The sequence below is a fragment of the Kribbella sp. DT2 genome (genome assembly GCF_049844575.1).
Taxonomy (GTDB): Bacteria; Actinomycetota; Actinomycetes; order Propionibacteriales; family Kribbellaceae; genus Kribbella.
Map to the genome: position 1 here is coordinate 22201 of NZ_JBNCLH010000014.1, position 23537 is coordinate 45737.

At 69.8% G+C, this 23537-nt stretch carries 20 protein-coding genes; 1 reads left to right on the forward strand and 19 read right to left on the reverse strand.

Features of this window, described 5'->3' with window-relative positions; all coding sequences use genetic code 11:
* Positions 1–17 precede the first annotated feature (17 nt).
* From ACLQ2O_RS38980 to ACLQ2O_RS39010, 7 genes are all read right to left on the reverse strand, one after another.
* The gene (locus ACLQ2O_RS38980) at positions 18–911 is read right to left on the reverse strand and encodes a TIM barrel protein (protein ID WP_425842517.1); all 894 of its coding nucleotides are present in this window, start codon (positions 909–911) and stop codon (positions 18–20) included.
* Positions 912–2822: a 3D-(3,5/4)-trihydroxycyclohexane-1,2-dione acylhydrolase (decyclizing) gene (iolD, locus tag ACLQ2O_RS38985; protein WP_425842518.1), complete on the reverse strand. Its 1911-nt coding sequence runs from the start codon at positions 2820–2822 to the stop codon at positions 912–914.
* Positions 2823–2900: 78 nt separating this feature from the next.
* Positions 2901–3788, reverse strand: coding sequence for a 5-deoxy-glucuronate isomerase (gene iolB, locus ACLQ2O_RS38990; RefSeq protein WP_425842519.1), 888 nt, complete (start codon positions 3786–3788; stop codon positions 2901–2903).
* A gap of 18 nt (positions 3789–3806) precedes the next feature.
* On the reverse strand, positions 3807–4679 hold the full coding sequence (locus tag ACLQ2O_RS38995; RefSeq protein WP_425842520.1) for a Cgl0159 family (beta/alpha)8-fold protein: 873 nt from the start codon (positions 4677–4679) through the stop codon (positions 3807–3809).
* A 362-nt stretch (positions 4680–5041) separates the two neighbouring features.
* The gene (iolC, locus tag ACLQ2O_RS39000) at positions 5042–5983 is read right to left on the reverse strand and encodes a 5-dehydro-2-deoxygluconokinase (protein WP_425842521.1); all 942 of its coding nucleotides are present in this window, start codon (positions 5981–5983) and stop codon (positions 5042–5044) included.
* Positions 5983–7230 (reverse strand): sugar phosphate isomerase/epimerase family protein, encoded by a 1248-nt coding sequence (locus ACLQ2O_RS39005; RefSeq protein WP_425842522.1) that lies wholly within the window; start codon positions 7228–7230, stop codon positions 5983–5985. Before ACLQ2O_RS39005 ends, iolC begins: the two co-directional genes overlap by 1 nt.
* Entirely contained in the window at positions 7227–8228 is a 1002-nt protein-coding gene (locus ACLQ2O_RS39010; protein ID WP_425842523.1) for a Gfo/Idh/MocA family protein, read from the reverse strand. Before ACLQ2O_RS39010 ends, ACLQ2O_RS39005 begins: the two co-directional genes overlap by 4 nt.
* 262 nt (positions 8229–8490) lie before the next feature.
* On the opposite strand from ACLQ2O_RS39010, the gene ACLQ2O_RS39015 reads away from it, so the two are divergent.
* The gene (locus tag ACLQ2O_RS39015; RefSeq protein ID WP_425842524.1) at positions 8491–9228 is read left to right on the forward strand and encodes a GntR family transcriptional regulator; all 738 of its coding nucleotides are present in this window, start codon (positions 8491–8493) and stop codon (positions 9226–9228) included.
* Positions 9229–9444: 216 nt separating this feature from the next.
* Here ACLQ2O_RS39015 and ACLQ2O_RS39020 read toward each other — a convergent pair whose 3' ends face one another.
* The 12 genes from ACLQ2O_RS39020 to ACLQ2O_RS39075 form a co-directional block, all read right to left on the reverse strand.
* Positions 9445–10251 (reverse strand): hypothetical protein, encoded by an 807-nt coding sequence (locus ACLQ2O_RS39020; RefSeq protein WP_425842525.1) that lies wholly within the window; start codon positions 10249–10251, stop codon positions 9445–9447.
* Positions 10252–10477: 226 nt separating this feature from the next.
* Positions 10478–15349, reverse strand: coding sequence for an NAD-glutamate dehydrogenase (locus ACLQ2O_RS39025; RefSeq protein WP_425842526.1), 4872 nt, complete (start codon positions 15347–15349; stop codon positions 10478–10480).
* Between the two features lie 160 nt (positions 15350–15509).
* Positions 15510–15713 carry a ferredoxin gene (locus ACLQ2O_RS39030; RefSeq protein WP_425842527.1) on the reverse strand — a complete coding sequence of 68 codons (204 nt, stop codon included), beginning with the start codon at positions 15711–15713 and terminating at the stop codon, positions 15510–15512.
* On the reverse strand, positions 15710–16960 hold the full coding sequence (locus ACLQ2O_RS39035; protein WP_425842528.1) for an NADH-ubiquinone oxidoreductase-F iron-sulfur binding region domain-containing protein: 1251 nt from the start codon (positions 16958–16960) through the stop codon (positions 15710–15712). The genes ACLQ2O_RS39030 and ACLQ2O_RS39035 overlap by 4 nt, the downstream gene beginning before the upstream one ends.
* On the reverse strand, positions 16957–17529 hold the full coding sequence (locus ACLQ2O_RS39040) for a hypothetical protein (RefSeq protein ID WP_425842529.1): 573 nt from the start codon (positions 17527–17529) through the stop codon (positions 16957–16959). Before ACLQ2O_RS39040 ends, ACLQ2O_RS39035 begins: the two co-directional genes overlap by 4 nt.
* Positions 17529–18434 (reverse strand): FAD:protein FMN transferase, encoded by a 906-nt coding sequence (locus ACLQ2O_RS39045; protein WP_425842530.1) that lies wholly within the window; start codon positions 18432–18434, stop codon positions 17529–17531. Before ACLQ2O_RS39045 ends, ACLQ2O_RS39040 begins: the two co-directional genes overlap by 1 nt.
* Positions 18431–18718, reverse strand: a complete 288-nt coding sequence (locus ACLQ2O_RS39050) for a hypothetical protein (RefSeq protein ID WP_425842531.1) — start codon at positions 18716–18718, stop codon at positions 18431–18433. The genes ACLQ2O_RS39045 and ACLQ2O_RS39050 overlap by 4 nt, the downstream gene beginning before the upstream one ends.
* A gap of 104 nt (positions 18719–18822) precedes the next feature.
* Positions 18823–19323, reverse strand: a complete 501-nt coding sequence (locus ACLQ2O_RS39055; protein WP_425842532.1) for a MarR family winged helix-turn-helix transcriptional regulator — start codon at positions 19321–19323, stop codon at positions 18823–18825.
* 41 nt (positions 19324–19364) lie between these two features.
* Positions 19365–19871, reverse strand: coding sequence for a hypothetical protein (locus tag ACLQ2O_RS39060; protein WP_425842533.1), 507 nt, complete (start codon positions 19869–19871; stop codon positions 19365–19367).
* 10 nt (positions 19872–19881) lie between these two features.
* On the reverse strand, positions 19882–20997 hold the full coding sequence (locus ACLQ2O_RS39065; protein WP_425842534.1) for an ImmA/IrrE family metallo-endopeptidase: 1116 nt from the start codon (positions 20995–20997) through the stop codon (positions 19882–19884).
* Between the two features lie 334 nt (positions 20998–21331).
* Entirely contained in the window at positions 21332–22639 is a 1308-nt protein-coding gene (locus ACLQ2O_RS39070) for a sensor histidine kinase (RefSeq protein WP_425842535.1), read from the reverse strand.
* A 2-nt stretch (positions 22640–22641) separates the two neighbouring features.
* Positions 22642–23331 carry a response regulator transcription factor gene (locus ACLQ2O_RS39075; protein WP_425842536.1) on the reverse strand — a complete coding sequence of 230 codons (690 nt, stop codon included), beginning with the start codon at positions 23329–23331 and terminating at the stop codon, positions 22642–22644.
* Positions 23332–23537: the final 206 nt, after the last annotated feature.

The window sequence follows — 23537 nt, forward strand, 5'->3', positions numbered from 1 at the left end:
GCATACTCTCCTGGCCGTCAGTCGGATGCACCACCCCCGTGGCTGTTCAGGTAGGTCAAGGTGCGCCGCGCGATCGGCAACGGCACCTCCGGAGCACACGGGTAGAGGTCCTGCTCGACGATCGCGATCAGATCGACGTCCAGCGCGGACAGCGCCTGCAGCACCGGCGGCATCTCCGGTACGCCGCCTGGCGGCTCGGTCATCACCCCACGCGCGACGGCCGCGTCGAAACCGATCCCTTCGGCCTGGACCTGCGCGAGCACGACCGGGTCGACCTGCTTGAGATGGACGTACCCGATGCGGTCCGGGTACTTGCGGACCAGCTCCAGGTTGTCGCCGCCGCAGTAGCTGATGTGCCCGGTGTCGAGGCACAGGTTCACGTGCGCGCCGTCGGTCTCGGCCAGGAACCGCTCGACGGTGTCCTGCGTGTCGACGTGCCCGTCCGCGTGCGGATGGAACTGGGTCCGCAGCCCGTACTCCTCGAAGACCCGACGGCCGAGCTCGGTCACCTGTCGGCCGTGCCGTGCCTGCCCTTCATGGTCCAGTCGCGGCTCGACGATCTCACCGTCGTCGCCGCGCCACATCGACGGCATGACGACGAGGTGCTTCGCACCCATCGTGGCCGCCAGCTCGGCGGTCTTCGCCACGTCGCGCCAGGTCGAGTCGAACGAGTCGTCGCGGTGCAGGTGCTCGAACGTCGTACCGGCGGTGACCTCGAGTCCGCGTCGGTCCAGCTGGTCCTTGAGCTCGGCGGGATCAGTCGGAAGGTAGCCGTACGGTCCGAGCTCGATCTTGGTGTACCCGGCTTCGGCGACCTCGTCGAGGAACCTGGTCCACGGCGTCTGCTGCGGGTTGTCGGCGAACCAGACGCCCCGCGAGTCGGGCGCGCTGCCGATCGTCACCTTGCCCATTCAGCGACCTTCCACCGGCGCCCAGTACGGACGCTGCGCCTTCTTCGACTCCTCGTACGACGCGGAGGCCGCGCGGGTCGAGTCGAGGTCGGAGACCTGACTCACCGGCACGTCCCACCACGAGTCGTTGTCCGGGGAGCCGATCAGCGGATCGGTGGTCACGTGGATCGCGATCGGGCCGTCGGCAGCCTTCGCCGTGTGGATCGCCTTCTCCAGCTCGTCACGGCTGGCCACGTCGATCACCTCGACGCCGAAGCTGCGCACGTTCGCCGCGAGATCGACCGGCAGGTGGTCGCCGTCGAGCCGCCCGTCCGCGCCGCGCTTGCGGTACGCCGTACCGAATCGCTGTGAGCCCAGAGACTCCGACAGCGCGCCGATCGACGCGAAGCCGTGGTTCTGCACCAGGACGACGATGATCTTCACGTTCTCCTGGACAGCGGTGACCAGCTCGCTCGACATCATCAGGTACGACCCGTCGCCGACCAGGACGAAGACGTCGCGGTCCGGGGCAGCCAGGCGGACGCCGAGACCGCCGGCGATCTCGTATCCCATGCAGGAGTAGCCGTACTCAACGTGGTAGCCCTTCGGGTCGCGGGTCCGCCAGAGTTTGTGCAGGTCGCCCGGCATCGAGCCGGCCGCACAGACAACGACATCAGACGCCGCCGACAATTCGTTGACGGCACCGAGGACCTGGCCCTGGGTGAGCAGTCCTTCCGCGAGCTTTCCGGTCACCTCGACGGGCGGGTTGTAGTGGTTTTCCACAACCTCGTCCCACTGCTTTGCCAGCTCGGTGGCCGAATCCGTGTACCTTCTCTGCACGGACCACCCGCCGAGCGCGGAGCCCAACGAAACAAGGGCTTCCCGCGCATCCGCCACCACAGGGAGACCAGCATGCTTGCCACCGTCGAACCGCGCCACGTTGATGTTGACGAACTTCACGCCCGGGTTCTGGAACGCCGTCCGCGACGCCGTCGTGAAGTCGCCGTAGCGGGTCCCGATGCCGATCACCAGGTCGGCGTCGCGGGCCAGCGCGTTCGCTGCCGTGGTTCCGGTCGAGCCGACGGCGCCGACCGACTGCGGGTGGTCGTAGCGCAGCGATCCCTTGCCTGCTTGGCTTTCCGCGACCGGGATGCCGGTCGCCTCGGCGAAGGCGCGCAGCGCGTCCTGCGCCTGCGAGTAGGCGACCCCGCCACCGGCGACGATCAACGGGCGCTCGGCGGAGCGGATCAGCTCGGCCGCCTTCTCGACGATCGATGCTTCAGGCAACGGCCTGGCGACGTACCAGGTCCGCTCGGCGAACAGCTCCTCCGGCCAGTCGTAGGCCTCGGCCTGGACGTCCTGCGGCAGCGCGATCGTCACTGCGCCGGTCTCGACCGGATCGGTCAGCACGCGCATCGCGTTGAGCAGCGCCGACGGGAGCTGCTCGGGGCGCCAGACCCGGTCGAAGTACTTCGAGACCGGGCGGAAGGCGTCGTTCACCGAGACGTCGCCGGCCGAGAAGCTCTCCAGTTCCTGCAGCACCGGCGACGCCACCCGCGTCGCGAAGACGTCCGAGGGGAGGATCAGGACCGGCAGCCGGTTCACGGTCGCCAGCGCGGCACCGGTGACCATGTTGGTCGAGCCGGGCCCGATGCTGGCCGTGCAGGCGTAGGTCTGCAGACGGTCCTTGGCCCGAGCGAAGGCCGATGCACTGTGCACCATGGCCTGCTCGTTGCGGGCCAGGATGTACGGCAAGGCGGTCGGGTCCTCGAGCTCGGCCTGCAGCAGCGCCTGGCCGAGTCCGGCCACGTTGCCGTGCCCGAAGATGCCGAAGCAGCCGGCGAAGAGCTTCTGCCGTTCGCCGTCGCGCTCCGAGTACTGGACGCTCAGGAATCGCACCAGCGCCTGGGCGACCGTGAGACGTACCGTCATCGCTGTCCTCCGAAAGATAGCCGCGGATCGATCGAAACTGCGTTGATCGCTTCTGGGGTCATGACTGGGCCGAGCTTGTCACTTCTCGCCGAACGGGAGCCGTGGGTCGATCTGCTGGCTGTCCCACAGCTGCCGGACCCAGCCGTGCTGCGGGTCGTCGCTGATCAGCCAGGCGCGTTCGGTGCCCGGACCGGCCATCACGTTGAGGTAGTACATGTCGTAGCCGGGAGGTGCCATCGCCGGACCGTGCCACCCGTGCGGGACCAGCACGAGGTCGCCGTCCCGGACCTCGGCCAGTACGTCGATCGGCCGGTCCTCGGTCCCGTAGACCCGCTGGTAGCCGATCGGGTCGTTGCCCTTGACCTCTTCCGGCGCGTCGTCGGAGAGCTGCAGCTCGAAGTAGTAGATCTCCTCGAGCACGGTCTCCTTACCCGGCTTGTGCTCGTCGTGCTTGTGCGGCGGGTACGACGACCAGTTGCCGGCCGGCGTGAGCACCTCGCAGGCGATGATCGAGTCGGCCTCGAGCACCGCCGGCGTACCGAAGTTGCGGACCTGTCGCGACGAGACGCCGGCGCCACGCAGCTCGGTCTCCACCTGCTCGGTGCCGATCCGGCGGAACGGGTAGTCGCTCGCGGCCTTGGCGTGCGGGAAGGCGATCCGGGCTCCCCCGGCGCTGACGACGGCCACGGTGGTCCCACGCGGGACGTAGGCGAGATCCGTCGGACCGGCGAAGACGTCCGCGCGACCACCGAGCGGCACGGTCTCACCGTCGACGATCACCTCGGCCGATCCGCTCAACGGAAGCACCAGGTACTCACAGTCCCCGGTGTCGAACTCGACGGACTGCCCCGGCTGCAACGTCCGCACGGTCAGACCCGTGTGGTGCCAGTCCTGCTCGCCGGGGCGGACGACCAGGTCGTAGCCGTCCCGTGCGGTGGTCCCGGCCGGCCTGAACCACTCAGTCATGCGTACCTCCGTGAGTCGTCATGCGGCTCCTCCGTGCACCAGCGTGGCGGCCTGGTCGACCGCGGCAGCCACGTCGCCGTCCGGCGGGAAGAGCAGCGCCCGGCCGACGACGAGTCCGCGGACGGACGGCAGGCTCAGCGCCTTGCCCCAGGATGCATAGGTTTCCTCGGGCGCGACAGTCGGATCGCCGCCGAGCAGCAAGGTCGGCAGGGTCGTCGCCTCCATCACCCGTTCCAGTTCGTCGACCACCGGCAGCTTGAGCCAGGTGTACGCGCTGGTCGCGCCGAGCCCGGCGGCGATGTGCACCGACCGGATCACCGAGTCCGGGTCCAGCAGGTTGCTGACCCGCCCGTCGGTTTTCGTCGACCAGAACGGCTCGACCATGGCCATCAGTTTGCGCTCGGCCAGCTCCGTGACGGCCTGCGCGCTGCTCTCCAGCGTCGCCACCGTGCCCGGGTCGTCCAGGCAGATCCGGGTCAGCATCTTGCCGCCGTCCAGCCGGCGCGAAGCGATGTCGTTCGCCGACCGGTACGCCGTGAACCGGTCGTCCAGCTCGAAGGAGGAACCTTGCAGCCCACCCCGGTTCATCGACCCGACGACGACCTTGCCCTCCAGCGCGCCGAGCAGCAGCAGGTCCTCCAGCACGTCCGGAGTGGCCAGTACGCCGTCCACCCCGGGCTGCTGCAGCGCCGTGCACAACCGCTCGATGAGCCCCGGCCGGCTGGCCATCGCCATCCGGTCATCGCGTACCCCCAGCGCCCCGCGCGCCGGGTGGTCCGCGGCGACGATCAGCAGCCGCCCGTCTTCACCGACCAGTTCGCGCCGCCGGCGCTGCTGCCAAGCCTCGGCCACCCGCTCCGGATGCCGGACCCGCAGCTCGGTCAGGTCCACGCTCTGCCCAGCGCCCCACTCGACCCCACGTCCCCGCCCGCTCCCGCCACCCGATCGAGCACGTTCCCCGCCAACCGATCCAGTCGGTCTATCGCCGGCGTCCACCCCGGCCTCGGGTACTCTTCCGGCTCCGCCCCGCTGTGCGCCGCCGACTCCGTCCTGCCGTGCGCCACTGGCTCCGCCCGGCTGAGCGCTGCCGCCTCCGCCCGGCTGAGCGCTGCCGCCTCCGCCCGGCTGAGCGCTGCCGCCTCCGCCCGGCTGAGCGCTGCCGCCTTCGCCCGGCTGTGCGCCGACAGCTCCGCCCGGCTGTGCGCCACCGGTCCCACCCGGCAGAGATCCACCGGTTCCGAGTTGCTCGGTGCTCATGCGTCTTCACCCATCAGCGCCAGGACCTCGGCCTCGGTGGGCATGGCCGTCGAGCACTCCAAGCGCGATGCCACGACAGCGCCCGCGATGTTCGCGAACCGAATGATCCGTTCCAGCGGCCACCCTGCGAGGAGACCATGACAAAGCGCTCCACCGAAGCCGTCGCCGGCGCCGAGCCCGTTGACCACCTCGACTGGGAACGGTGGCACCTCCACCCGCTCGTCCCGCGTTCGCGCCAGCGTGCCCTTCGGGCCCTGCTTCACGACGGCCAGCTCCAGTCCCCGGTCCAGCAGCGCCTGCGCCGCCTTGTCCGGATCGGTCTCCCCGACCGCGACCTCGCACTCTTCCCGGTTGCCGACGGCAACCGTGCAGTAGTCGAGCGCCTTGCTGACCTGCGCGTGCGCCTCACTCGGATCCGCCCAGAACATCGGCCGGTAGTCCAGGTCGAGCACGGTGATCGGCCGGCGTTCGCGGGCCTCCCAAGCGGCGAAGTGAGCCGATCGGCTCGGTTCGGCCGACAGCCCCGTGACGGTCGACCAGTAGATCTTCGCGTCCTTGATCGCCCGCAGGTCCAGCTCGTCGGGGTTGATCACCAGGTCCGGCGCCTTCGGGAACCGGTAGAAGTACAGCGGGAAGTTGTCCGGCGGGAAGATCTCGCAGAACGTGATCGGCGTCGGCAGTCCCTCGACCGGCGTGACGAACCGGTCGTCGACGTTCAGCTCGCCGAGCGCCCGGTGGATGAACGTGCCGAACGGGTCGTTCCCGGTCCGGCTGATCACCGCCGCCTTGCGCCCGTGCTTGGCCGCCGCCACCGCGACGTTGGTCGCACTGCCGCCGAGAAACTTCCCGAAGCTCTCGACGTCCTCCAGGTGCGTACCGGTCTGCAACGGGTAGAGGTCGACACCGATCCGCCCGATCGTCAGTACGTCGTCCACCATCAGACCACCCCACCCTTGACCGACCCCGCGGAGTCGCTGCTCCCATCGACCTGCGCGCTCTCTCCCGCAGCCGGGTCGGCGCCGGCACGCTCGTGCCCACCACCAGTCGCGGCCGGACCGGGCCGCGCACCCTCGCCCGCACCCGCACCCGCACCCGCACCCGCGGCACGGTCGGCTCCCGCACGCTCATGCCCACCACCAGTCGCGGCCGGACCGGGCCGCGCCCCCTCGCCCGCCCCCGCGGCACGGCCGGCTCCCGCACGCTCGTGGCCACCACCGGCCGCAGCGTCGGGCCGTGCGCCCTCTCCCACACCCGCGGCCCGGTCGGCGCCGGCACGGGCTTCCACTCCACTGGCCGCGGCCGCGTCGGCTCCGGCGGCGAGGTGGCGGAGATGAGCGATGCTCGCGCGAACGTCGACGACGGGCCCTTCGTCGGTCGGGTGGGCCTGGAGCATGGTGTCCTGCTCGAGAACGTACCAGCCTTGGTAGCCGGAGGTCTCGAGAGCGCCGACGATGGCGGCCAGGTCGACGTCGCCCTGACCGAGCGGGCGGTACATGCCCTCGCGGACGGCGTCGGTGTAGCTGACCTCACCGGACTGGACCTTCGCAGCCCACGCCGCGTCGACGTCCTTCAGGTGCGTGTGCTTGATCCGGCCGGTGTGCTCCAGCGTAAGCGCGACCGGGTCGACGCCGCCGATCATCAGATGACCGGTGTCGAGCGTCAGTCCGGTGGCCGAGCCGGCGAGCACCCGGCGTACGTCCTCCGCGTTCTCCACCATCGTGCCGACGTGCGGGTGGATCGTGGCGAGCACGCCCTGGGTCGCGGCGAGCTCGGCCAGCCGATCGAGGTTGGCGAGCAGCGTGGCCCAGCCGGCGTCGTCGAGCACCGGCCGGTCGTCGTACCCGTCACGCCCGGTCGCGGCAGCGATCACGAGGGTCGCAGCGCCTGCGGCGACAAACCCTTCCAGCGCTCGCGCAACCTCGGGGACCGGATCGTGCGTAGGGTCGTGCAGCACCACCGGTACGAATCCGCCGACCGCACGCAGTCCGACATCGGCGAGCGTCTTCGCCTTCTCCGCCGGGTCTCCAGGCAGGAATCCGTCCGGCCCGAACTCGGTCGCCGCGATCCCGACGTCGCGCATCTCGGCCAGTACCGTCTCCGGGTCGTACTGCCAGCCCCAGCCGGGCACCTCGCAGACTCCCCACGAGATCGGGGCTCCGGCGATCCGGGCAGCTACGTCACTCATCGGCCGATCTCCTCCAAGCGGACAACACGGTTCTCAGAACGGGACAGTTCGCAGGCATCGGCGATCCGGAAGGCCTGCAGGGCATCGCGGACTGTGCAGGGGACGTCGCGGGTGCCGGCGACGACCTCGGTGAACGCGGTCAGCTCGGCGACGTACGCCAGGCGGAAGCGATCCATGAACGTGGTGTGCGGATCACCGCCGGGGAAGGTCACACCGGCTTCGACCGAGCGCAGCGCGGTGTGCTCGTCCAGGCCGACCGCGATCGAGCCGAGACTGCCGAGCACCTCCATGCGGACGTCATGACCGGCCGCGTTGTAGCGGGTTCCGCTGACCGCGGCGAAGGTGCCGTCGTCCAGCGTGAGCAGCGCGGCGGCCGCGTCGACGTCGCCGTACTCGCCGAAGAAGGTCTCGCCGCGGTTGGCGCCGGTTGCGTAGACGCTGACCGCCTCGCGGCCGGTGACGTACCGGATGATGTCGAAGTCGTGCACCGTGCAGTCGCGGAAGAACCCGCCGCTGGTCGGGATGTACCCGGCGGGCGGAGGGAACGCGTCGTTGGTGTTCGCCCGGATGTGGTGCACGAATCCGAGCTCGCCGGACTGCACCTGTTGAGCGGCAGCCTGGTAGCCGGCGTCGAAGCGGCGCTGGAAGCCGATGTGTACCGGGACGTCGGAGCCCTCCACCAGTTCGACGACCCGTTGGGTCTCGGCGAGGTCGAGCGCGACCGGCTTCTCGCAGAAGGTCGTGATGCCCGCCGCGACGGCCGCCTCGATCAGTTCGGCGTGCGCGGAGGTCGCGGCGGCGATGACCAGCCCGTCGATCCCGCTCGTCAGCAACGCGGGGACATCGGGAGCGAACTCGGCCCCGAGCTCCTTCGCGGTCAGCTCGGCCCGGCCTGCGTCCGCGTCGGCCATCACCACCTGCTCGACGGCCGGCAGACCCTTCAGTGTCGCGGCGTGAAACGCCCCGATCCGTCCGACCCCGACCAACCCGATCCGCATGCGCGGCCGCCCTCTCGTTGTCACTTGGTCCGTCCCCGGCGTCACTCCCGTGGCCGGCGGAACGCGAACAGCGGCGCCCTGTACGGCGTACGCAGCTCCCCCGGGCCGGATCCGTGCAGGACCCCGTCCGCGGGCGCGACCGCAGTCGCGCACGACGCCGGTTGCCGCGGTCCAGCCTTCCGGGCCGAGCGAGGAGAGTCAATAGTTTGTAAGCACATTTTCACGTCGGGACATACATACCTGTCTCCTGTAACATCCGGCCATGGCCGCCCTGCCGATTCAGATCGATCGGACCAGCCCGGTACCGCTGTACCACCAGCTGGCCGAGCAGCTGACGGCTGCCATCACCGACGGCACCCTGCACCCCGGCGACCCCTTCGAGAACGAGATCGCGATGGCGGACCGCCTCGGCCTGTCGCGGCCGACCGTCAGGCGAGCGATCTCCGAGCTGGGCAACAAGGGCCTCCTGGTCCGTCGCCGCGGCATCGGTACGACCGTCGCCAACCAGATGGTCCACCGCAAGGCCGAGCTCACCAGCCTGTACGACGACCTGGAACGCGAAGGCCGCACACCGCGCACCGAGGTCCTCTCGCTCAACTGCGCAGCCCACGACGACCGAGCCGCCGAGGCCCTCGGCCTGCCGCCGGGGACGCCACTGGTCGCCATCGTCCGCCTCCGCTACGCCGGCGACGTCCCACTCGCCATCATGCGCAACTGGTTGCCCCCGGCAATGGACGACCTCACCCAGGACCAACTCACCACCGAGGGCCTGTACGCCGTCCTCCGCGCCCGAGGCATCCGGCCGACGGTCGCCCGCCAACGCATCGGCGCCCGCAACGCCTCCGCCGAAGAACGCCGAACCCTCCACATGTCCAAGGCAGAACCCTTGGTCACCATGACCCGAAGCGCCTACGACGCCGACGGCTCCCCCGTAGAGTTCGGCGACCACTGCTACCGAGCCGACCAGTACTCAGTAGAAGTCATCGTCTCGGACCGCTGACAAACAAGCAGAGCACAGATCGCAACGCAGGAAGTGCTGCGGAGGAAACCGCTGCCCGCCCGCAGACAGGTACGGCTGCGGAACAAGCCGCAGGCGGGTACGGCGGAACAAGCGGCCGAGGTAGGCGGGTGGCTGCCCCGACGTAGTCAGTGACGGCCGAGGCGGGGACGCCGTGGTGTAGCGGCCTGGACGGATGATTCAGCGCACAGGGTCGGTTCAGCGGTTGTAGATCGGGATGGTCGCTTGACCCAGGGCAACGACGGCAGCGGACTGTTCCGCCGTCAGCGATGACGGAGTGATGGTGACGAACCGGTCCTCGCCTATCCGGTACACCAGATAGCCGCTGTCGTGCTGCCAGCCTTCCTGACCAACATCGACGCGCCGTGCCTCTGGCACCGGGTTGGTGCTGGTGGACTTCAAGAGGCCGAAGTCCGTCGCTGCCTCGGAGGCCGGTCCACCACCGGCAACGACGACACCCGCGCGCGCAGACGCCCACAGACACATGACTTCTCCGTCGACGAGCGCGTCCCGACGGGCCAGAGCCTTCCCACTCAGCACCTTCTCCGCAGCCGCGGTCGCCGGCTCGCACTCCGGACGGCCGACGATCTTCGGACCGGCCGGAACACCGCCGGGCAGGGTGTTGATCGTTCTGGCAACAGCAGTGATCGCTGCGAGCTGCCCCGGCCCGTAGGCCTCCTGGGCCACTCTGACCATCCTTCCGCCGCTGAAGAAGACCAGCCACGGTCCTTCTGCAGCCGGGTTCACCGACCACGAGTTCTCGCCGATCCCGGCGTCGACGGCTCTGGCGGCGTACCGGTCCTCCTTGAGCCGGCGCTCCGAAGACTTCCGAAAGTCGGCGATGTCCTGCTTGGTCAGAGGCAACACCCCGACTGCGATCCGGTACCGGTTCTTCGGGTCGGTGGTGCTGGTGAGCCAGCAGGAGTCGGCGACCGGATTGACCAGCGGCTGCTGAATCTCGACCGACCAGTCACCGGGCAAGGTCGGGCGAACCCGCTCACACACGTTCGCTGCCGGCCGAGCGGTCGGTGAGGGCGTTGCAGCAACCGTCCGATCCGCGACCGGTTGTTGTGCGCTGGAGCCACAGCCCGCTGCCAGCAACACGATCAAGCAAGCCAGGCCCACGCGAGCTCGGTGCATCACCGCTCCTCCAGGAGTCAGTCCGTCAGCAGGAGACTGGATGGTTGTGGGTGGACGTGAGGCTGCGTCCACCCACCCACAACGCGAAGTACTAGGCCTGGTTGACCATCAAGGTTCGGACCAGGCGGAGGCCTACCGAGAGGTGGGCGAGTTCTGGGCCTTCGGTTTCTACGATTTCTTCGAGCATGGAGGCAGCTCGGGACAGGGCCGCGTCGTTCTGGTCCTGCCAGGAGATGACTCGGTCCTCGGGTTCGGCCGTCGGGTCGGTGGTGGCGAGGACTTGGGCGGTGAGGCGGGCGTGGACGGCGTGGAGGTCGTCGCGGAGGGCGGCTCGGGCCATCGTCTGCCAGCGGTCGGTGCGCGGGAGGGCGACGATGCGCTCCAGGAAGCGGCCCAGTTGCAGGCGCTCGCCGAGGGCGAAGTGGACCTTGGCGACCTCGAGGATGTCCAGGTCGTCGCGTTCGGCGGTTTCGACGATGCCGAAGCCGGCGTACGCGGGAGGCAGGACGGCGATCCGGGTGGCGAAGTCGGCGGGGACGCCCTTGTCGACCAGAGCCTGGCGGCGCTGTTCGAAGAGGGCGAGCTCGCGGCCCCGGAGGACCTCGGGCAGCGCCGTGGCGAGCTTGGAGATGCCGGGCGTGAAGAACTCGATCAGCTCGGCGATGTCCATCGGGGGGCGCCGGTTGCTGACCAGCCAGCGGGTGGCGCGTTCGACCAGCGTGCGGGTCTCCAGGCGCATCCGCGTCTGGGTCTCGGCGTCGACGACGTTGTCGAGGTCGGCGTTGAGCGCCAGCAGGTCCGGCTGCGCGAAGATCCGGGAGGCCGCCAGGTTCGCCCGTACGACGTCCTCGGCGGTGCCGCCGGTTTCCAGGGAGAGCCGGTGGAACGCGGTGATGCCGGAGGAGTTGACGAACTCGTTGACCACCTGGGTGGTGATGATCTCGCGGCGCAGCTGGTGCGCCTTCATCGGTTCGGCGAAGCGTTCCTGGATCGCGCGCGGGAAGTAGCTGACCAGCTTGTGCGACAGGAAGTCGTCGTCCGGCAGCGGGGTCTTGAGCAGCTCGGCCTCGAGCACGATCTTGGTGTAAGCGATCAGCACCGACAGCTCCGGCGACGTGAGCCCGCGGCCCTCGGCCTTGCGGCGCTTGAACTCGGCGACGCTCGGCAGGAACTCCAGCTCCCGGTCCAGCAGCCCCTGGCGCTCCAGCCGGCGGACCCAGTCCTGGTGGACGTGCATCAGCGCGGCGGCCTGTGAGGTCGCGTTGGCCAGGCCGATGTTCTGCCGGTAGTTGCTCTTCAGGACCAGCGCGCCGACCTCGTCGGTCATCGACGCGATCACGTCGTTGCGCTGCTTCTCGGTCAGGTCACCGTCAGCGACCACCTTGTCGAGCAGGATCTTGATGTTCACCTCGTGGTCGGAGGTGTCCACGCCGGCCACGTTGTCGATGAAGTCGGTGTTGATCCGCCCACCGCCCGCGGCGTACTCGATCCGGCCGAGCTGGGTGAACCCGAGGTTCCCGCCCTCGCCGACCGACCGGGCGCGCAGGTCGGCGCCGTTGATCCGGATCGCGTCGTTGGCCTTGTCGCCGACGTCGGCGTGCGTCTCCGACGCCGCCTTCACGTACGTGCCGATGCCGCCGTTCCAGAACAGGTCGACCGGCGCCTTGACGATCGCCTGCATCAGCTCGGCCGGCGTCAGCGTCGCCGGATTCCCTTCCAGACCAAGGGCTTCGCGGACCTCCGGGGAGATCGGGATCGCCTTGTCGGTGCGCGGGTAGACGCCACCACCGGCCGAGATCAGCGCGGTGTCGTAGTCGGCCCACGACGAACGCGGCAGGTCGAACAGGCGGCGCCGCTCCACGAACGACGACGCGGCGTCCGGCGTCGGGTCCAGGAAGATGTGCCGGTGGTCGAACGCCGCGACCAGCCGGATGTGCTCCGACAGCAGCATCCCGTTGCCGAACACGTCACCGGACATGTCACCGACGCCGACGACGGTGAAGTCCTCGTTCTGGCAGTCGTGGCCCAGCTCGCGGAAGTGCCGCTTGACCGACTCCCACGCGCCACGGGCGGTGATGCCCATCGCCTTGTGGTCGTAGCCGACCGAGCCGCCGGAGGCGAACGCGTCGCCGAGCCAGAACCCGTACTCCTTGGCGACACCGTTCGCGATGTCGGAGAACGTCGCCGTTCCCTTGTCGGCGGCAACGACCAGGTACGCGTCGTCACCGTCGTACCGGACGACGTCGCGCGGGGGCACCACGGAGCCGGAGACGATGTTGTCGGTGATGTCGAGCAGCCCCGAGATGAACGTCTTGTACGACGCGATGCCCTCGGCCAGCCAGGCGTCGCGGTCGGCCAGCGGGTCGGGCAGCTGCTTGGCGTAGAAGCCGCCCTTCGCGCCGACCGGCACGATCACGGAGTTCTTCACCATCTGCGCCTTGACCAGGCCGAGCACCTCGGTGCGGAAGTCCTCGCGCCGGTCCGACCAGCGCAGCCCACCGCGCGCGACCGCGCCGAAGCGCAGGTGCACGCCCTCGACCTGCGGCGAGTACACGAAGATCTCGTACGCCGGCCGCGGCTGCGGCAGGTCCGGGATCGCCTTCGGCTCGAGCTTGAAGCTGATGTAGCCGCGCGGCGCGCCGTCCGGTCCGGGCTGGTAGAAGTTGGTCCGGAGCGTCGCCTTGATCACGGTCAGGTAGGACCGCAGGATCCGGTCCTCGTCCAGGCTCTTCACCGTGTCCAGCGCGGCGCCGATCTCCTTGTCCAGCTGGGAGATCGAGTCCCGCCGGGACGGATCGTCGAAGGCTCCGCGGGCCGGGTCGAAGCAGGCCTCGAACAGCTGGACGAGCAGGTTCGCCACGTCGACGTGGTTGAGGAAGGTGTTCTCGATGTAGTCCTGGCTGAACGGCGTACCGCCCTGGCGGATGTAGCGCTGGTAGGCGCGCAGGATCGAGACCTGCCGCCAGCTCAGGTTGCCGCGCAGGACGAGCGCGTTGAGCTTGTCGGACTCGGCCCGGCCTTCCCAGACCGCGCGGAAGGTGTCGGAGAAGAGCGTGCGCAGCTCCTCGCGCTCCTCGGCCTCGCCCGGCGCGCGCAGGCCGAAGTCGTAGATGTACGCCGTACCGCCGGGGCGGCGGATCTCGTACGGGCGCTCGTCGATCACCTCGACGCCCATGTGGGTCAGGTGCGGCAGGACCTGCGACAGCGACAGCGGCGACCCGGTCCGGTAGACCTTGAACCGGCGCTCGCCCTCCCACTCCTCGTCGATCGGCGAGTACAGCGACATCGCCAGCCCGTTGTCGGCCGGCAGCTTGTCGAGGATCACCACGTCCTTGACCGCGACCCGGGCGTCGAAGTCCTCCTTGTACGCCTCCGGGAACGCACCGGCGTACTGGGTGTTCAGCCGGGTGACGGCGCCGTCACCGCCGAGTGCGTGCAGCGCCACGGCGAAGTCGTCCTGCCAGGCACGGGTCGCCTCGACCACCCGCTGCTCGAGCAGCTCGGAGTCGTACTCACCGACGGTCTCGCCCTGCTTCATCCGGACCACGAAGTGCACCCGGGCGAGCACGGACTCGGTCACGTAGGCGGCGTAGTCGACCGAGTCGGCGCCGATCGCGTCCTTGAGGATCTGCTGCATCTTCAGCCGGACCGCGGTGGTGTAGCGGTCGCGCGGGAGGTAGACCAGGCAGGACAGGTACCGGTTGTAGACGTCACGCCGTACGAACAGCTTGACCGCGCGGCGCTCCTGCAGGTGCAGCACGGACTGCACGATCGGCAGCAGGTCCTCGACCGGCGCCTGCAGCAGCTCGTCGCGCGGGTAGGTCTCCAGGACGTCGAGCAGGCCCTTGCCGCTGTGGCTGTTCGGGTCGAAGCCGGTCAGCCGGAACAGCTCCAGCGCCTTGCGCCGCAGCACCGGGACCTGCATGACGCTCTCGGTGTACGCCGTGGACGACAGCAGCCCGATGAAGCGGCGTTCGGCGACCGGTTCGCCGTTCTCGTCGAACGACTTGATGCCGACGTAGTCCAGGTACGACGAGCGGTGCACCGTCGAGCGCGAGTTGGCCTTGGTGAGGATCAGCAGCTTCTTCTCGCGGGCCTTGGCGCTCACCTCCGGCGGCAGCAGGCCCGCGTTCTCGCCCTGGGCCGGGTCGGGCCGCAGGATGCCCAGGCCGGTGCCCGGTACGCCGCGCAGCACGCCCTGGTCGCCGCGCATGGTGAAGGCGTACTCGCGGTAGCCGAGGAAGGTGAAGTGCTCGTCGGCGAGCCACTCCAGCAGCTCGCGGGCCTCCTCGACCTCGGTCGCGCCGACCGGCAGGTTCGTCGTGGGGTCCGTCAGCTCGTCGGCGATGGCGACGGCCTTCTCGTGCATCTTCGGCCAGTCCTCGACGGCCTCGCGGACGTCGCCCAGGACCCGCTGCAGCGCCTTCTCCAGCTCGCGGTGCTCGGCCGGGTCGGCGATCCGCTCGACCTCGAGGTGCATCCAGCTCTCGCGCACCAGGTCGTGCGCGTCCGCCGAGCTGGCGTCGTCCAGGACCTCCTGCAGGGTGCCGGCGACGTCACGGCGTACGACGAACTGCGGGTGGATCAGCAGCTGCAGCTCCAGACCGCGGTCGGTGACGACCATCGCGGCGCTGTCGACCAGGAACGGCATGTCGTCGACCACGATCTCGACCACGGTCCGGCCGTTCGCCGACCAGCCGTGCTCCTCGACCGTCGGGGTGAAGACGTGCACCTTGGCCGTGCCCTGCGGGCGCGCGGTGGCCGACTTGTAGTGGTGCTTGGCCGCGCCCAGGCAGTCCTGCGGCTGGCGCTCGGCCACGTCCTCGGCAGCCACGTACCGGTAGTACCGCTCCAGGAAGCTCCTCAGCTTCTCGGGGTCCACCGACTTGTCGTGTCCGTGCGCTCCCGCAGCCACTGCCTTGGCGAGCACGTCGGCCTTCTGGACGTCCAGCTTGCTCTGCATTCCCCACCGTTCCACGCGCGTGATCTCGGCGCTCCAGCGCCCGGCGCACGCCGTTGTGCGCCTCCCCCAGAGATTAGTCCACTTCTGTCACTGGTGTGATGGCGGGACGGTCCTTTCGGGGTGCCTTACAGCTCACATTTAACAGCTGGACGGGCCTCGTTCAGGTTCGCTGCAGCCGCAGCGCGAGAGCCGGGCAGGCAAGGGCCGCGCGGCGGGCGTTCGTCAGCTCACCGGGAGTGATGCGGCGGCCGCGGAGGACCGGGAAGCCCCACTCGTCGAGGGTGACGTCGTCGGGCAGCAGCGTGGCGCACAGGCCGTGCCCGTCGCAGCGAGTCCAGTCGATTTCGAGCTTGTGGTCCGTCACCACGTACCTCCGGGGACAGGAAGGACACCCTGTACGGCGCGGCCGCAGGTGCCGGTGGTCAGGTGTTTCTCGAGGTCGCCGGTGAAGATCTCCAAGGCTGAGGCCAGGAAGCGGGCCGAGCCGTCGGGGTGTGCACAGGCGCCTCGGCCCGGGACGAGTCCGAGGTGGCGCTGGGCGTCGTGCCAGCCGGTGGGGTCGCCGTGGAGGATCCGAGCGAAGTCGTCGACCAGTGCGCCGAGTCCGAAGAGGCAGGGGCCGCACTGGCCGGCTGACTGGCTTGCCAGCCACTGCGCGACGCGGTGTACCTCGCCGAGCGGGCAGGTGGTTGAGCCGAGAGCCAGGACGATGCCGGCGGAGACCTCTGGGCGGCTGAGGGTGACGCCGTCGGTCTCGGGCAGCCAGCGACCGTGGTAGCCGCCGAGGAGAACCGGACCGGTCTCCGCACCGGCGTACTGGAGGACTGTGTCGAGCGGGATGCCGGTGGGCGTTTCCAGTACGCCGGGGCGCTGGACGGCGCCGGCGACCGTGAGGAGCTGCGTGCCCGGTTCGCTGCGGAGACCGGTGGCGCCGAACTGGCGGGAGCCGAGTCGAGCGAGTACGGCGAGCTGGGCGAAGGTCTCGACGTTCGACAGGAAGGTCGGGCGACCGTCGAGGCCTTGGCGGGTCGGCAGAGTACGCCGTCCGGGCGGGACCGCCGGTCCGCCGGCGAGGATGCTGAGGACCGCTCGGGCTTCGCCGGCGACGAAGCGGCCAGGGGCGTCGGCGATCTGGAGGTCGAGGCCGTCGCTGCGGTAACGGTGCTCGACCTCGTCGGTGAACCGTTCGGCGACGGCTGCTCGCAGCGAGGCGGCCGCGGTGGCGTCGTGGACGGCGATGACGACCCGAGGTGCTCCGAGGGCGCGGGCCAGGCCGGTGGCTCCGTCGAGGACCAGGTGTGGAGCCAGGCTGAGGAGGAGGCGGTCCTTGCGGCTGACCGGTTCGCTCTCGGAGCCGTTGACGACGACCGCCTCGATGCCCTTCGGTGGAAGGTCCGCGAGCTTCAGCGCGACCGGGAAGCCGGCTCCGCCTCGGCCCTTGAGCCCAACTTCCTCGGTGAGGGTGGCGTAGTCCTCTCTGGTCAGCTGCGGCTGCTCGCCGTGGGTCCAGAGGTGGCGGGCGAGGTCTGCTCGGCCGCTGTCGAGTCCGGCGAGCAGGCGCGCTTCACCGATCACCCGGAGCTGCTGCGGGGTCTCCTGGAGGATGGTCATCGGGTTCTCCCGGCTCGGGCGAGGTTGAGCGGCGTACTGGCTTGGGCTGTGCGGTTGGTGAGGCGGACTGCGGCGGCTGCGCCAACTGCGGCCAGGCAGGTCAGCGTGAGGGCGAGCATCCAGGGAGTGCCGCGGTCGGTGCCGGCGAGGAGGCTGTGGCCGATCGACAGGAGCCAGCCGACAGAGGCGGCGACGTGGATCGAGCGCCAGCGCTTGGTGAAGGCCTGGGAGCGGGCCAGTCGGCCGCGGGCTGCTCCGACGACTGCGGCCAGCAGTACGCCGTACAGGGCGAGCACTCCGACGGTGATGGCGAAGGGGCGGTAGCCGGAGGTGAAGGGGAGGATCAGGGCCGACGTACTGATGTCTACGTGGGCATCCGCGAGTACTGCGACGACGTGGGTCAGCAGGAGGACCAGTCCGGTCGCGGAGGCTGAGCGGTGGACGTACTGGAGCCAGAAGCGTTGCTCCGGTCTGCGTCCGCCTGCTGCGAGGAGGCCTAGCGCTGCTGCGACGGTGAAGAGGATCAGAGCGGTGACTCCGGCGGCGCGGGCCAGGTACCAGAGGGTCATCAGGCGGCCCTGCTCGCTGCAGGCCAGCCGGCCAGCTCGGTGACTTCGCCGTCGGCGTCGACGAGGCGTGCTGGGTGGCGGGCAAGGGTGAGGCGGCCCAGCGCGGCTTCGCCGGTGGCGATCATCGCTGTGCTGAAGGTGTTCGCGCGGACGGCTGTGGGCGCCCAGATGGAGGCTGTGCGGTACGGGCCGTCTGCAGGCCGGCCGGTGCGTGGGTCGATGACGTGGTGGGCTGTGCCGGTCTCGGTGTCCCAGGTGCGCGCCGTACGGGTGGAGGTGGTCAGGCCACCGTGGGCGAGGGTGACGGCGACGGCCGGGTCGCCTTCACGTTCGGCGACCTTGACGACCCAGGGTTCGGCCGGCGTACCGGCAGCGCGGAGGTCGCCGCCGATCTCGACGAGCACTGCGCACTCGTGGCGCTTGCTGAGGACCAGTGCGGCGCGGTCGGCGGTCCAGGCCTTGGCAGTCGCACCGAGGTCGAGGCTGCTGCCTTCGGGGATGCCGACGAGCGCCTGCTTGCGGTTGAGCTGCACGCGCTGCCAGCCCGGGACTGACGGTGGGATGAGCTCCGGCGCCGTGCGGCGGCGGACTGCCTCGATGTCGTCGTCGTAGCCGGCCGCGACGACCGCTGCGCCGACCGTGGGGTCCACGGCTCCGCCGCTGAGGGAGGCGGCGACCAGGCTCACGTCGACGAGGTCGACCAGGAGGCGGGAGACCGGGACCATCGCACCGGCGCGTTCGTTGACCCTTGCGAGCTCGGAGTCTTCGCGGAAGCGGCTGGCTGCTTTGTCGACTCGGTCCATGAGGAGCTTGAGGGCACCGCAGGCTGGTGAGAGTGCGGCAGGATCCTCGACGGTGAGGCGGACCGTGCAGCTCCAGGCGGTCCAGCTACGGGTGGCGGTCATGAGCCGTTGCTCCCGCCTTGCGCCGGGGCGTCCTGGTCTGCCTGGCCGAGTCCGCTGGTGCTCTGGTCACCGGTGCTGCCCTGGTCGTCGCTGGGGCTGCTGCTCGTCGTACCGGATGTGTTGGCGGCCTGAGGATCGCTGGAGGTGTCCGGCTGGCGTGCAGCCAGTACGGCGACCGCCAGCCCGGTGCTGCCGAGGCCTAGTACGGCGGTCGCGACCGCGGCGGCACCTGCGCGCCGTAGCCAGCGGGTGCGGGCGAGGTGAAGGACTCCTGTGGTGACCATGCCCGCAGCTTCGCGCTCACGGGCTCAGGCGCACGCCAAGAGAACCTCAAGGCCTGATCAAGTCCTGCTGAGACTCTGCTGAGAAGACCTCTCAGAGTGGCCGGTCAGCACTCGCCGCGAACCTCCGGCGGGCAGGTGGTCTGACGGTGCTTCTCGATCGCGGTCGCCACCTCGTCACCGGCCTCGCCGAGCGCGACCAGACGGTCGGTGCCGAGCGTGTCGACGACCAGCTCACGGATCAGCGCGGCGTGCGCCGGCGCGCAGGCCCGGATCGCCTCCAGACCCTGCTCGGTGATCGAGATCTCCGGGTACCGCGCGTCGCAGGCGATCTTCGCGATCAGCCCACGCTTCTCCATCCGGGTCAGGTGGTGCGACATCCGGCTCTTCTCCCACTGGGTCGCCTCCCCCAGCTCGAACGCGCGCATCCGGCCGGTCGGCGCCTCCGAGAGGTTGACCAGGATCTCGAAGTCCGACGCGGACAGCCCGTACTCACGCTGCAGGTGCCGGGCCACGTGCGACTCCAGCAGCTTCCACATCAGCAGATAGCTGCGCCACGCCTTCTGCTCGTCGTCGCCGAGCCACGGTTCGTTCGCCACGTCAACCATCCTACAGGGCAAGGTTGACGCATCAACCAACCGTGTAACGGTCAGCGGCGTGGCCGGCGCCGCCCGCCGGCCTCGAGAGTTGCCACGTACTGCAGGAGTTCCTCGGCGCTGATCTTGCCGACGCGTTCGGCGAGATGCAGAAGGTCCCAGGTGTCGGCCACCTTGATGCCTTGATGGGCAGCCAGGCCGAGGGCACTGGTGTCGTCGGTGACGAAGACGGCCGTCGGCTTCATGCCGCGACTGGTGATGATGGTGATCGTTTCGGCCTCACCAAGGTGCTTGGTCGCCGCTTCACCGGGTGACGCCATGCTGTCGCGCAGCACTCTGGTGTTCAGCAGCTCGACAGGCGTGGGCTGCAGGGGATCACCCAAGAAATCCCGGACGCCCTTCAGCGCCTCCAGTCCGTCGACGCGAGCCGACTTGGCGCACTCGTGAGAGACCGAGAGACACCACCGACCGTTGCCGTTGGCAAGCTCCTCGAGGAGATCGAGGCGGCCGATGACGGTGAAGTTGATCAGGACCGTGTTGTCAGGGAAGAACAAGGACATGCGTCAGCGCTCAGAGGCCGAGCGCTGACGCGAGGTCGTCGACGGATTGGTGCACGACGCTCGGCCGGTCGACGACCAGGTCTTCCTCCGCGCTGTCCAGCATCCAGGCCAAGGTGCCCGGCGCGATCTCGCCGAGCGCGATCCGTTGGGCGTGGGCGTCCTGCAGCGACAGCGGGAACCGGCGTACCGCCGAGGCGTTCATTCGCTCGGTGATCGGGTCAACAGACAGAGCGAACGGTCCACTACGGGCCGCCTGCCCGCCGACTTCCCCCAGGTGCTGCCGGAGCAACCGCTGCGTCGGGCCGTCGAGAAGCTGCCGCGCCTTGGCGGACAGCGAAATCTGGAGACTCCCGAGACGCCTGACGAGCGCGTCGCACGACACGCCCGCGTTCCACACGAACTGCGCCAACCGGGCGGGGCTGATGCTCTCCCAGTCGACACCGCGGAGCGCTGCCTTCGGCAGCAACAGCTCAGCGGCGAAAGCGTTTGCCGCTGCTTCCTGACTGCCATCGGCGTCGTCGACGTCATGGTGGCGAAGGGCGAGGTGCGCGAGCTCGTGGGCCAGCGACCAGTTGCTGCGAAACCAGTTCGCCCGCGCTGCCAGCAGAATCACCTGCCGGCCACCGATGGTGAACGAGTAGTCGGTGGTCAGACCGGCCAGTCGAACGACGTCGACGTCGAGCCGCTGCTCGACCCGGTCAGCGAAGTCGCGCGCGAAGTCGGCACCCAACGCGGCGCGCAGATCTTCCACCGAGGACCGGAGTTTCGCGGAGGGGTGCTCGGCGTTCGGGTAGGCCTGCCGGTAGGCCAGAGCGACGTTCCCCAGCTCGGTGTCGTCGTACTCACGACCGGGGACTCTTCGCTCACCGGTGGCATGGTCGAACTCGTGCCGGGCGGCGATCCTGATGCGGTTCGGGTCTGCCTGACCGGTGATGAGCCAGTGCAGATCCGTGTCGAGCAGGTCGGCCAGTAAGGCCAGCTCGACAGAGGAGAAGGCGCGTTTGTCGTTGAGCGCGCGCGAGAACGCGTCGGGAGTCATCCCGATCTCCTCGGCGATGTCACGCTGCCGAGCGGTCGGAAGAGTCTGCTCGATGGTCCGATGGACTCGATCTCCGATGGTGCTCATTAGGTGAGCTTAGCGGGCGATTGGGAAAATCCCAACGGACTCGTGGGTGTGGAGACGGGTGGGTTTGCACGACGGCCAGGCCGGAGCGCCGCCTGGATCCGCGGGTGCTGACCGCCGAGGGGACGGCTGGTGCGACGAACCTCGAACGTCGCATCGGGCAGCGATAGCGACCACGCGCGGATGCCTGCGGGTGATCGACGCCCTCCTCGGAACCAGCCTGCTTCCGGGCGATAGCACGCGCGCTTGGCGGCGACAGCCGCACGCGGTTGCGAAGGGTGGGTGGGAGCACGCCGCGGAGGGAGCGCCAGCGGCCGGAGGGGCGCGCGTGGGGGCTTTACTTGCTGAGGAACGTGAGGTGTACGGCGGCGCCGTGGATGGTGAGCGTGCCGCCGGCCGCTTCTGTGGCGCGGCGGGCGATATCCAGGCCCAGGCCGGTGGAGCCTCGGTCGCTGCGGCCTCGGGTGCCGGCGCCCAGGGGGATGCCGGGGCCTTCGTCGGCTACGACGATGCGGATGCCGGGGGCGGCGGCTACGCGTTCGCGGGAGAGGGTGATGCGGGCGGCGGTGCCGTCGGGGGTGTGGGCTACGACGTTCTCGACGAGGGCGTCGAGGGCGGCGGCGAGGTCTTCGGCGGAGAGGCGGATCTCGGCGGGTGGGGTGGGGAGGTCGAGCGTGAGGCGGCGGCCCTGGTCCTCGAAGAGTGGGGCCCAGAAGGCGGCGCGGCTGCGGACCACCTCGACGGCGTCGCAGTGCGGGACGCGGCCTTCGCGTTGGGGGCGGCGGGCGGCCGTGATGACGGCGGTGAGGGTGCGTTCGAGGGAGGTGACCTGGGTGTTGAGCTCCTCGGCGCGTTCGCGGTCCGGGAGGGCTTCGACCTGGAGCCGGAGCGCGGTGAGCGGCGTACGGAGGCGGTGGGACAGGTCGGCGACGGCTTCGCGTTCGACGGCGATGACCTCGTCGATGCGGTCGGCGAGGCCGTTCAGGGCGGCGCCGACCTGGGCGACCTCGGCGGGGCCGGAGGTCGGGGCGCGGGCGTCGGTGTCACCGCGGGCCAGGCGTTCCGCCGTACGGGCTGTTTCTTCGAGCGGGCGGGCTAGGCGGCGGGAGACGAGCTCGGCGCCGGCGATGCTGAGGAGCAGGACGAGGAGGCTGCCGGCGACGAGGAGTCCGATGCCGCGGGCAAGGCCCTCGTACAGCTGGGCGTTGGTGAGGAACAGGCAGACGCTCGCCGGGTCGCCGCCCCTGCTGACGTCGATGTCGGTCGCCTTGCCGCCGTCGACGTCGCGGACCGTCGCGGTCGACACCTTCGGCGGACCCTTCTTGCCGGAGTCGTAGTCGCCGGGGACGGACTCGGGCTTCTTCACGCCACCCGGTGGTGGATCGCCGAGCAGCGTGCCGTCGGGCAGCTCGACCGAGATCCGGCCGGGGCCGTCGGCGACGACGGCTTCGATGTACTCCGAGATCTCGTCGGGCGCGTGGTCCTTGTCGCCGACGTAGTACGCGACGTTCTGGACGCGGAGCTGCGCCTTCTCGAGAGCGTTCTCGACAGCCGCGTCGCGCATCAGCAGGGTCAGCGGTACGGCGAACGCGAGCACGACCAGCGTCGTCATCCCGACGGACAGCAGCAGGATCCGGCGGCGCATCGTCAACCGCCTGTCTCGGGGGCGGCGAGCTTGATGCCTACGCCACGGACGCTGTGGAGGAATCGTGGTTGGGCTGCTGTTTCGCCGAGCTTGCGGCGGAGCCAGGAGAGGTGGACGTCGACTGTGCGGTCGCCGCCGCCCCAGGGCAGGCCCCAGACCTCGGCGAGCAGTTCGCGTTTGGTGACGACGGCGCCGGGGCGGCGGGACAGGGCGAGCAGGAGGTCGAACTCCTTGCGGGTCAGGTCGACCGGGCTGCCGTCGACGGTGACCTCACGGCTGCGCGGGTCGATCGAGAGGGCGCCGAGCCGGAGGGCCTCGGAATGTTGCTCAGGGCCACGACGTCGGAGGACGGCGCGGATGCGGGCATCGATCTGGACCGAGCTGAACGGCTTGATGACGTAGTCGTCGGCGCCGGCGTCGAGCAGGGCGACCACGCTGGCGTCGTCGTCCCGTGCGGTGGCGACGATGACGGGGACGTCGCTGACTGAGCGGACCATGGCCAGTACGTCGCGGCCGTCGAGGTCGGGGAGGCCTAGGTCTAGGAGGAGGACGTCGGGTTTGTCGCGGGCGACTGCTGCTATGCCGTCTGCGCCGCCGGCGAGGGCGGTCACGACGTGGCCGGCGGTGGTGAGGGATTTGGTCAGGGAGGTGCGGATTGCGTCGTCGTCCTCGACCAGTAGCACCCTTGCCATGTTTCAGAGCGTAGACGGGTGGGCCAGGGTGGTGCTGGTACGGCGGGCGGTGGGTGCGGTTGGTGGGGATGCGGCCGGGGAGGATCGCTGGGCTGAGGTCGCTGCGGCCGGAGGGGAAACGGAAGTGGTGGTCGGCGAGGAGCCAGGGGTGGTGGGCGAGGAGGCAGGGGTGGCGGGCGAGGCCAGGGGTGGCGGGCAGCCCGGGT

What these genes read in the sequence shown, in the direction of transcription:
- ACLQ2O_RS38980 (WP_425842517.1), bottom strand. Translation starts at nt 911, where the DNA reads ATGGGCAAGGTGACGATCGGCAGCGCGCCCGACTCGCGGGGCGTCTGG.
- iolD (WP_425842518.1), bottom strand. Translation starts at nt 2,822, where the DNA reads ATGACGGTACGTCTCACGGTCGCCCAGGCGCTGGTGCGATTCCTGAGC.
- iolB (WP_425842519.1), bottom strand. Translation starts at nt 3,788, where the DNA reads ATGACTGAGTGGTTCAGGCCGGCCGGGACCACCGCACGGGACGGCTAC.
- iolC (WP_425842521.1), bottom strand. Translation starts at nt 5,983, where the DNA reads ATGGTGGACGACGTACTGACGATCGGGCGGATCGGTGTCGACCTCTAC.
- ACLQ2O_RS39005 (WP_425842522.1), bottom strand. Translation starts at nt 7,230, where the DNA reads ATGAGTGACGTAGCTGCCCGGATCGCCGGAGCCCCGATCTCGTGGGGA.
- ACLQ2O_RS39010 (WP_425842523.1), bottom strand. Translation starts at nt 8,228, where the DNA reads ATGCGGATCGGGTTGGTCGGGGTCGGACGGATCGGGGCGTTTCACGCC.
- ACLQ2O_RS39015 (WP_425842524.1), top strand. Translation starts at nt 8,491, where the DNA reads ATGGCCGCCCTGCCGATTCAGATCGATCGGACCAGCCCGGTACCGCTG.
- ACLQ2O_RS39025 (WP_425842526.1), bottom strand. Translation starts at nt 15,349, where the DNA reads ATGCAGAGCAAGCTGGACGTCCAGAAGGCCGACGTGCTCGCCAAGGCA.
- ACLQ2O_RS39035 (WP_425842528.1), bottom strand. Translation starts at nt 16,960, where the DNA reads ATGACCATCCTCCAGGAGACCCCGCAGCAGCTCCGGGTGATCGGTGAA.
- ACLQ2O_RS39040 (WP_425842529.1), bottom strand. Translation starts at nt 17,529, where the DNA reads ATGACCCTCTGGTACCTGGCCCGCGCCGCCGGAGTCACCGCTCTGATC.
- ACLQ2O_RS39045 (WP_425842530.1), bottom strand. Translation starts at nt 18,434, where the DNA reads ATGACCGCCACCCGTAGCTGGACCGCCTGGAGCTGCACGGTCCGCCTC.
- ACLQ2O_RS39050 (WP_425842531.1), bottom strand. Translation starts at nt 18,718, where the DNA reads ATGGTCACCACAGGAGTCCTTCACCTCGCCCGCACCCGCTGGCTACGG.
- ACLQ2O_RS39055 (WP_425842532.1), bottom strand. Translation starts at nt 19,323, where the DNA reads ATGGTTGACGTGGCGAACGAACCGTGGCTCGGCGACGACGAGCAGAAG.
- ACLQ2O_RS39060 (WP_425842533.1), bottom strand. Translation starts at nt 19,871, where the DNA reads ATGTCCTTGTTCTTCCCTGACAACACGGTCCTGATCAACTTCACCGTC.
- ACLQ2O_RS39065 (WP_425842534.1), bottom strand. Translation starts at nt 20,997, where the DNA reads ATGAGCACCATCGGAGATCGAGTCCATCGGACCATCGAGCAGACTCTT.
- ACLQ2O_RS39070 (WP_425842535.1), bottom strand. Translation starts at nt 22,639, where the DNA reads ATGCGCCGCCGGATCCTGCTGCTGTCCGTCGGGATGACGACGCTGGTC.
- ACLQ2O_RS39075 (WP_425842536.1), bottom strand. Translation starts at nt 23,331, where the DNA reads ATGGCAAGGGTGCTACTGGTCGAGGACGACGACGCAATCCGCACCTCC.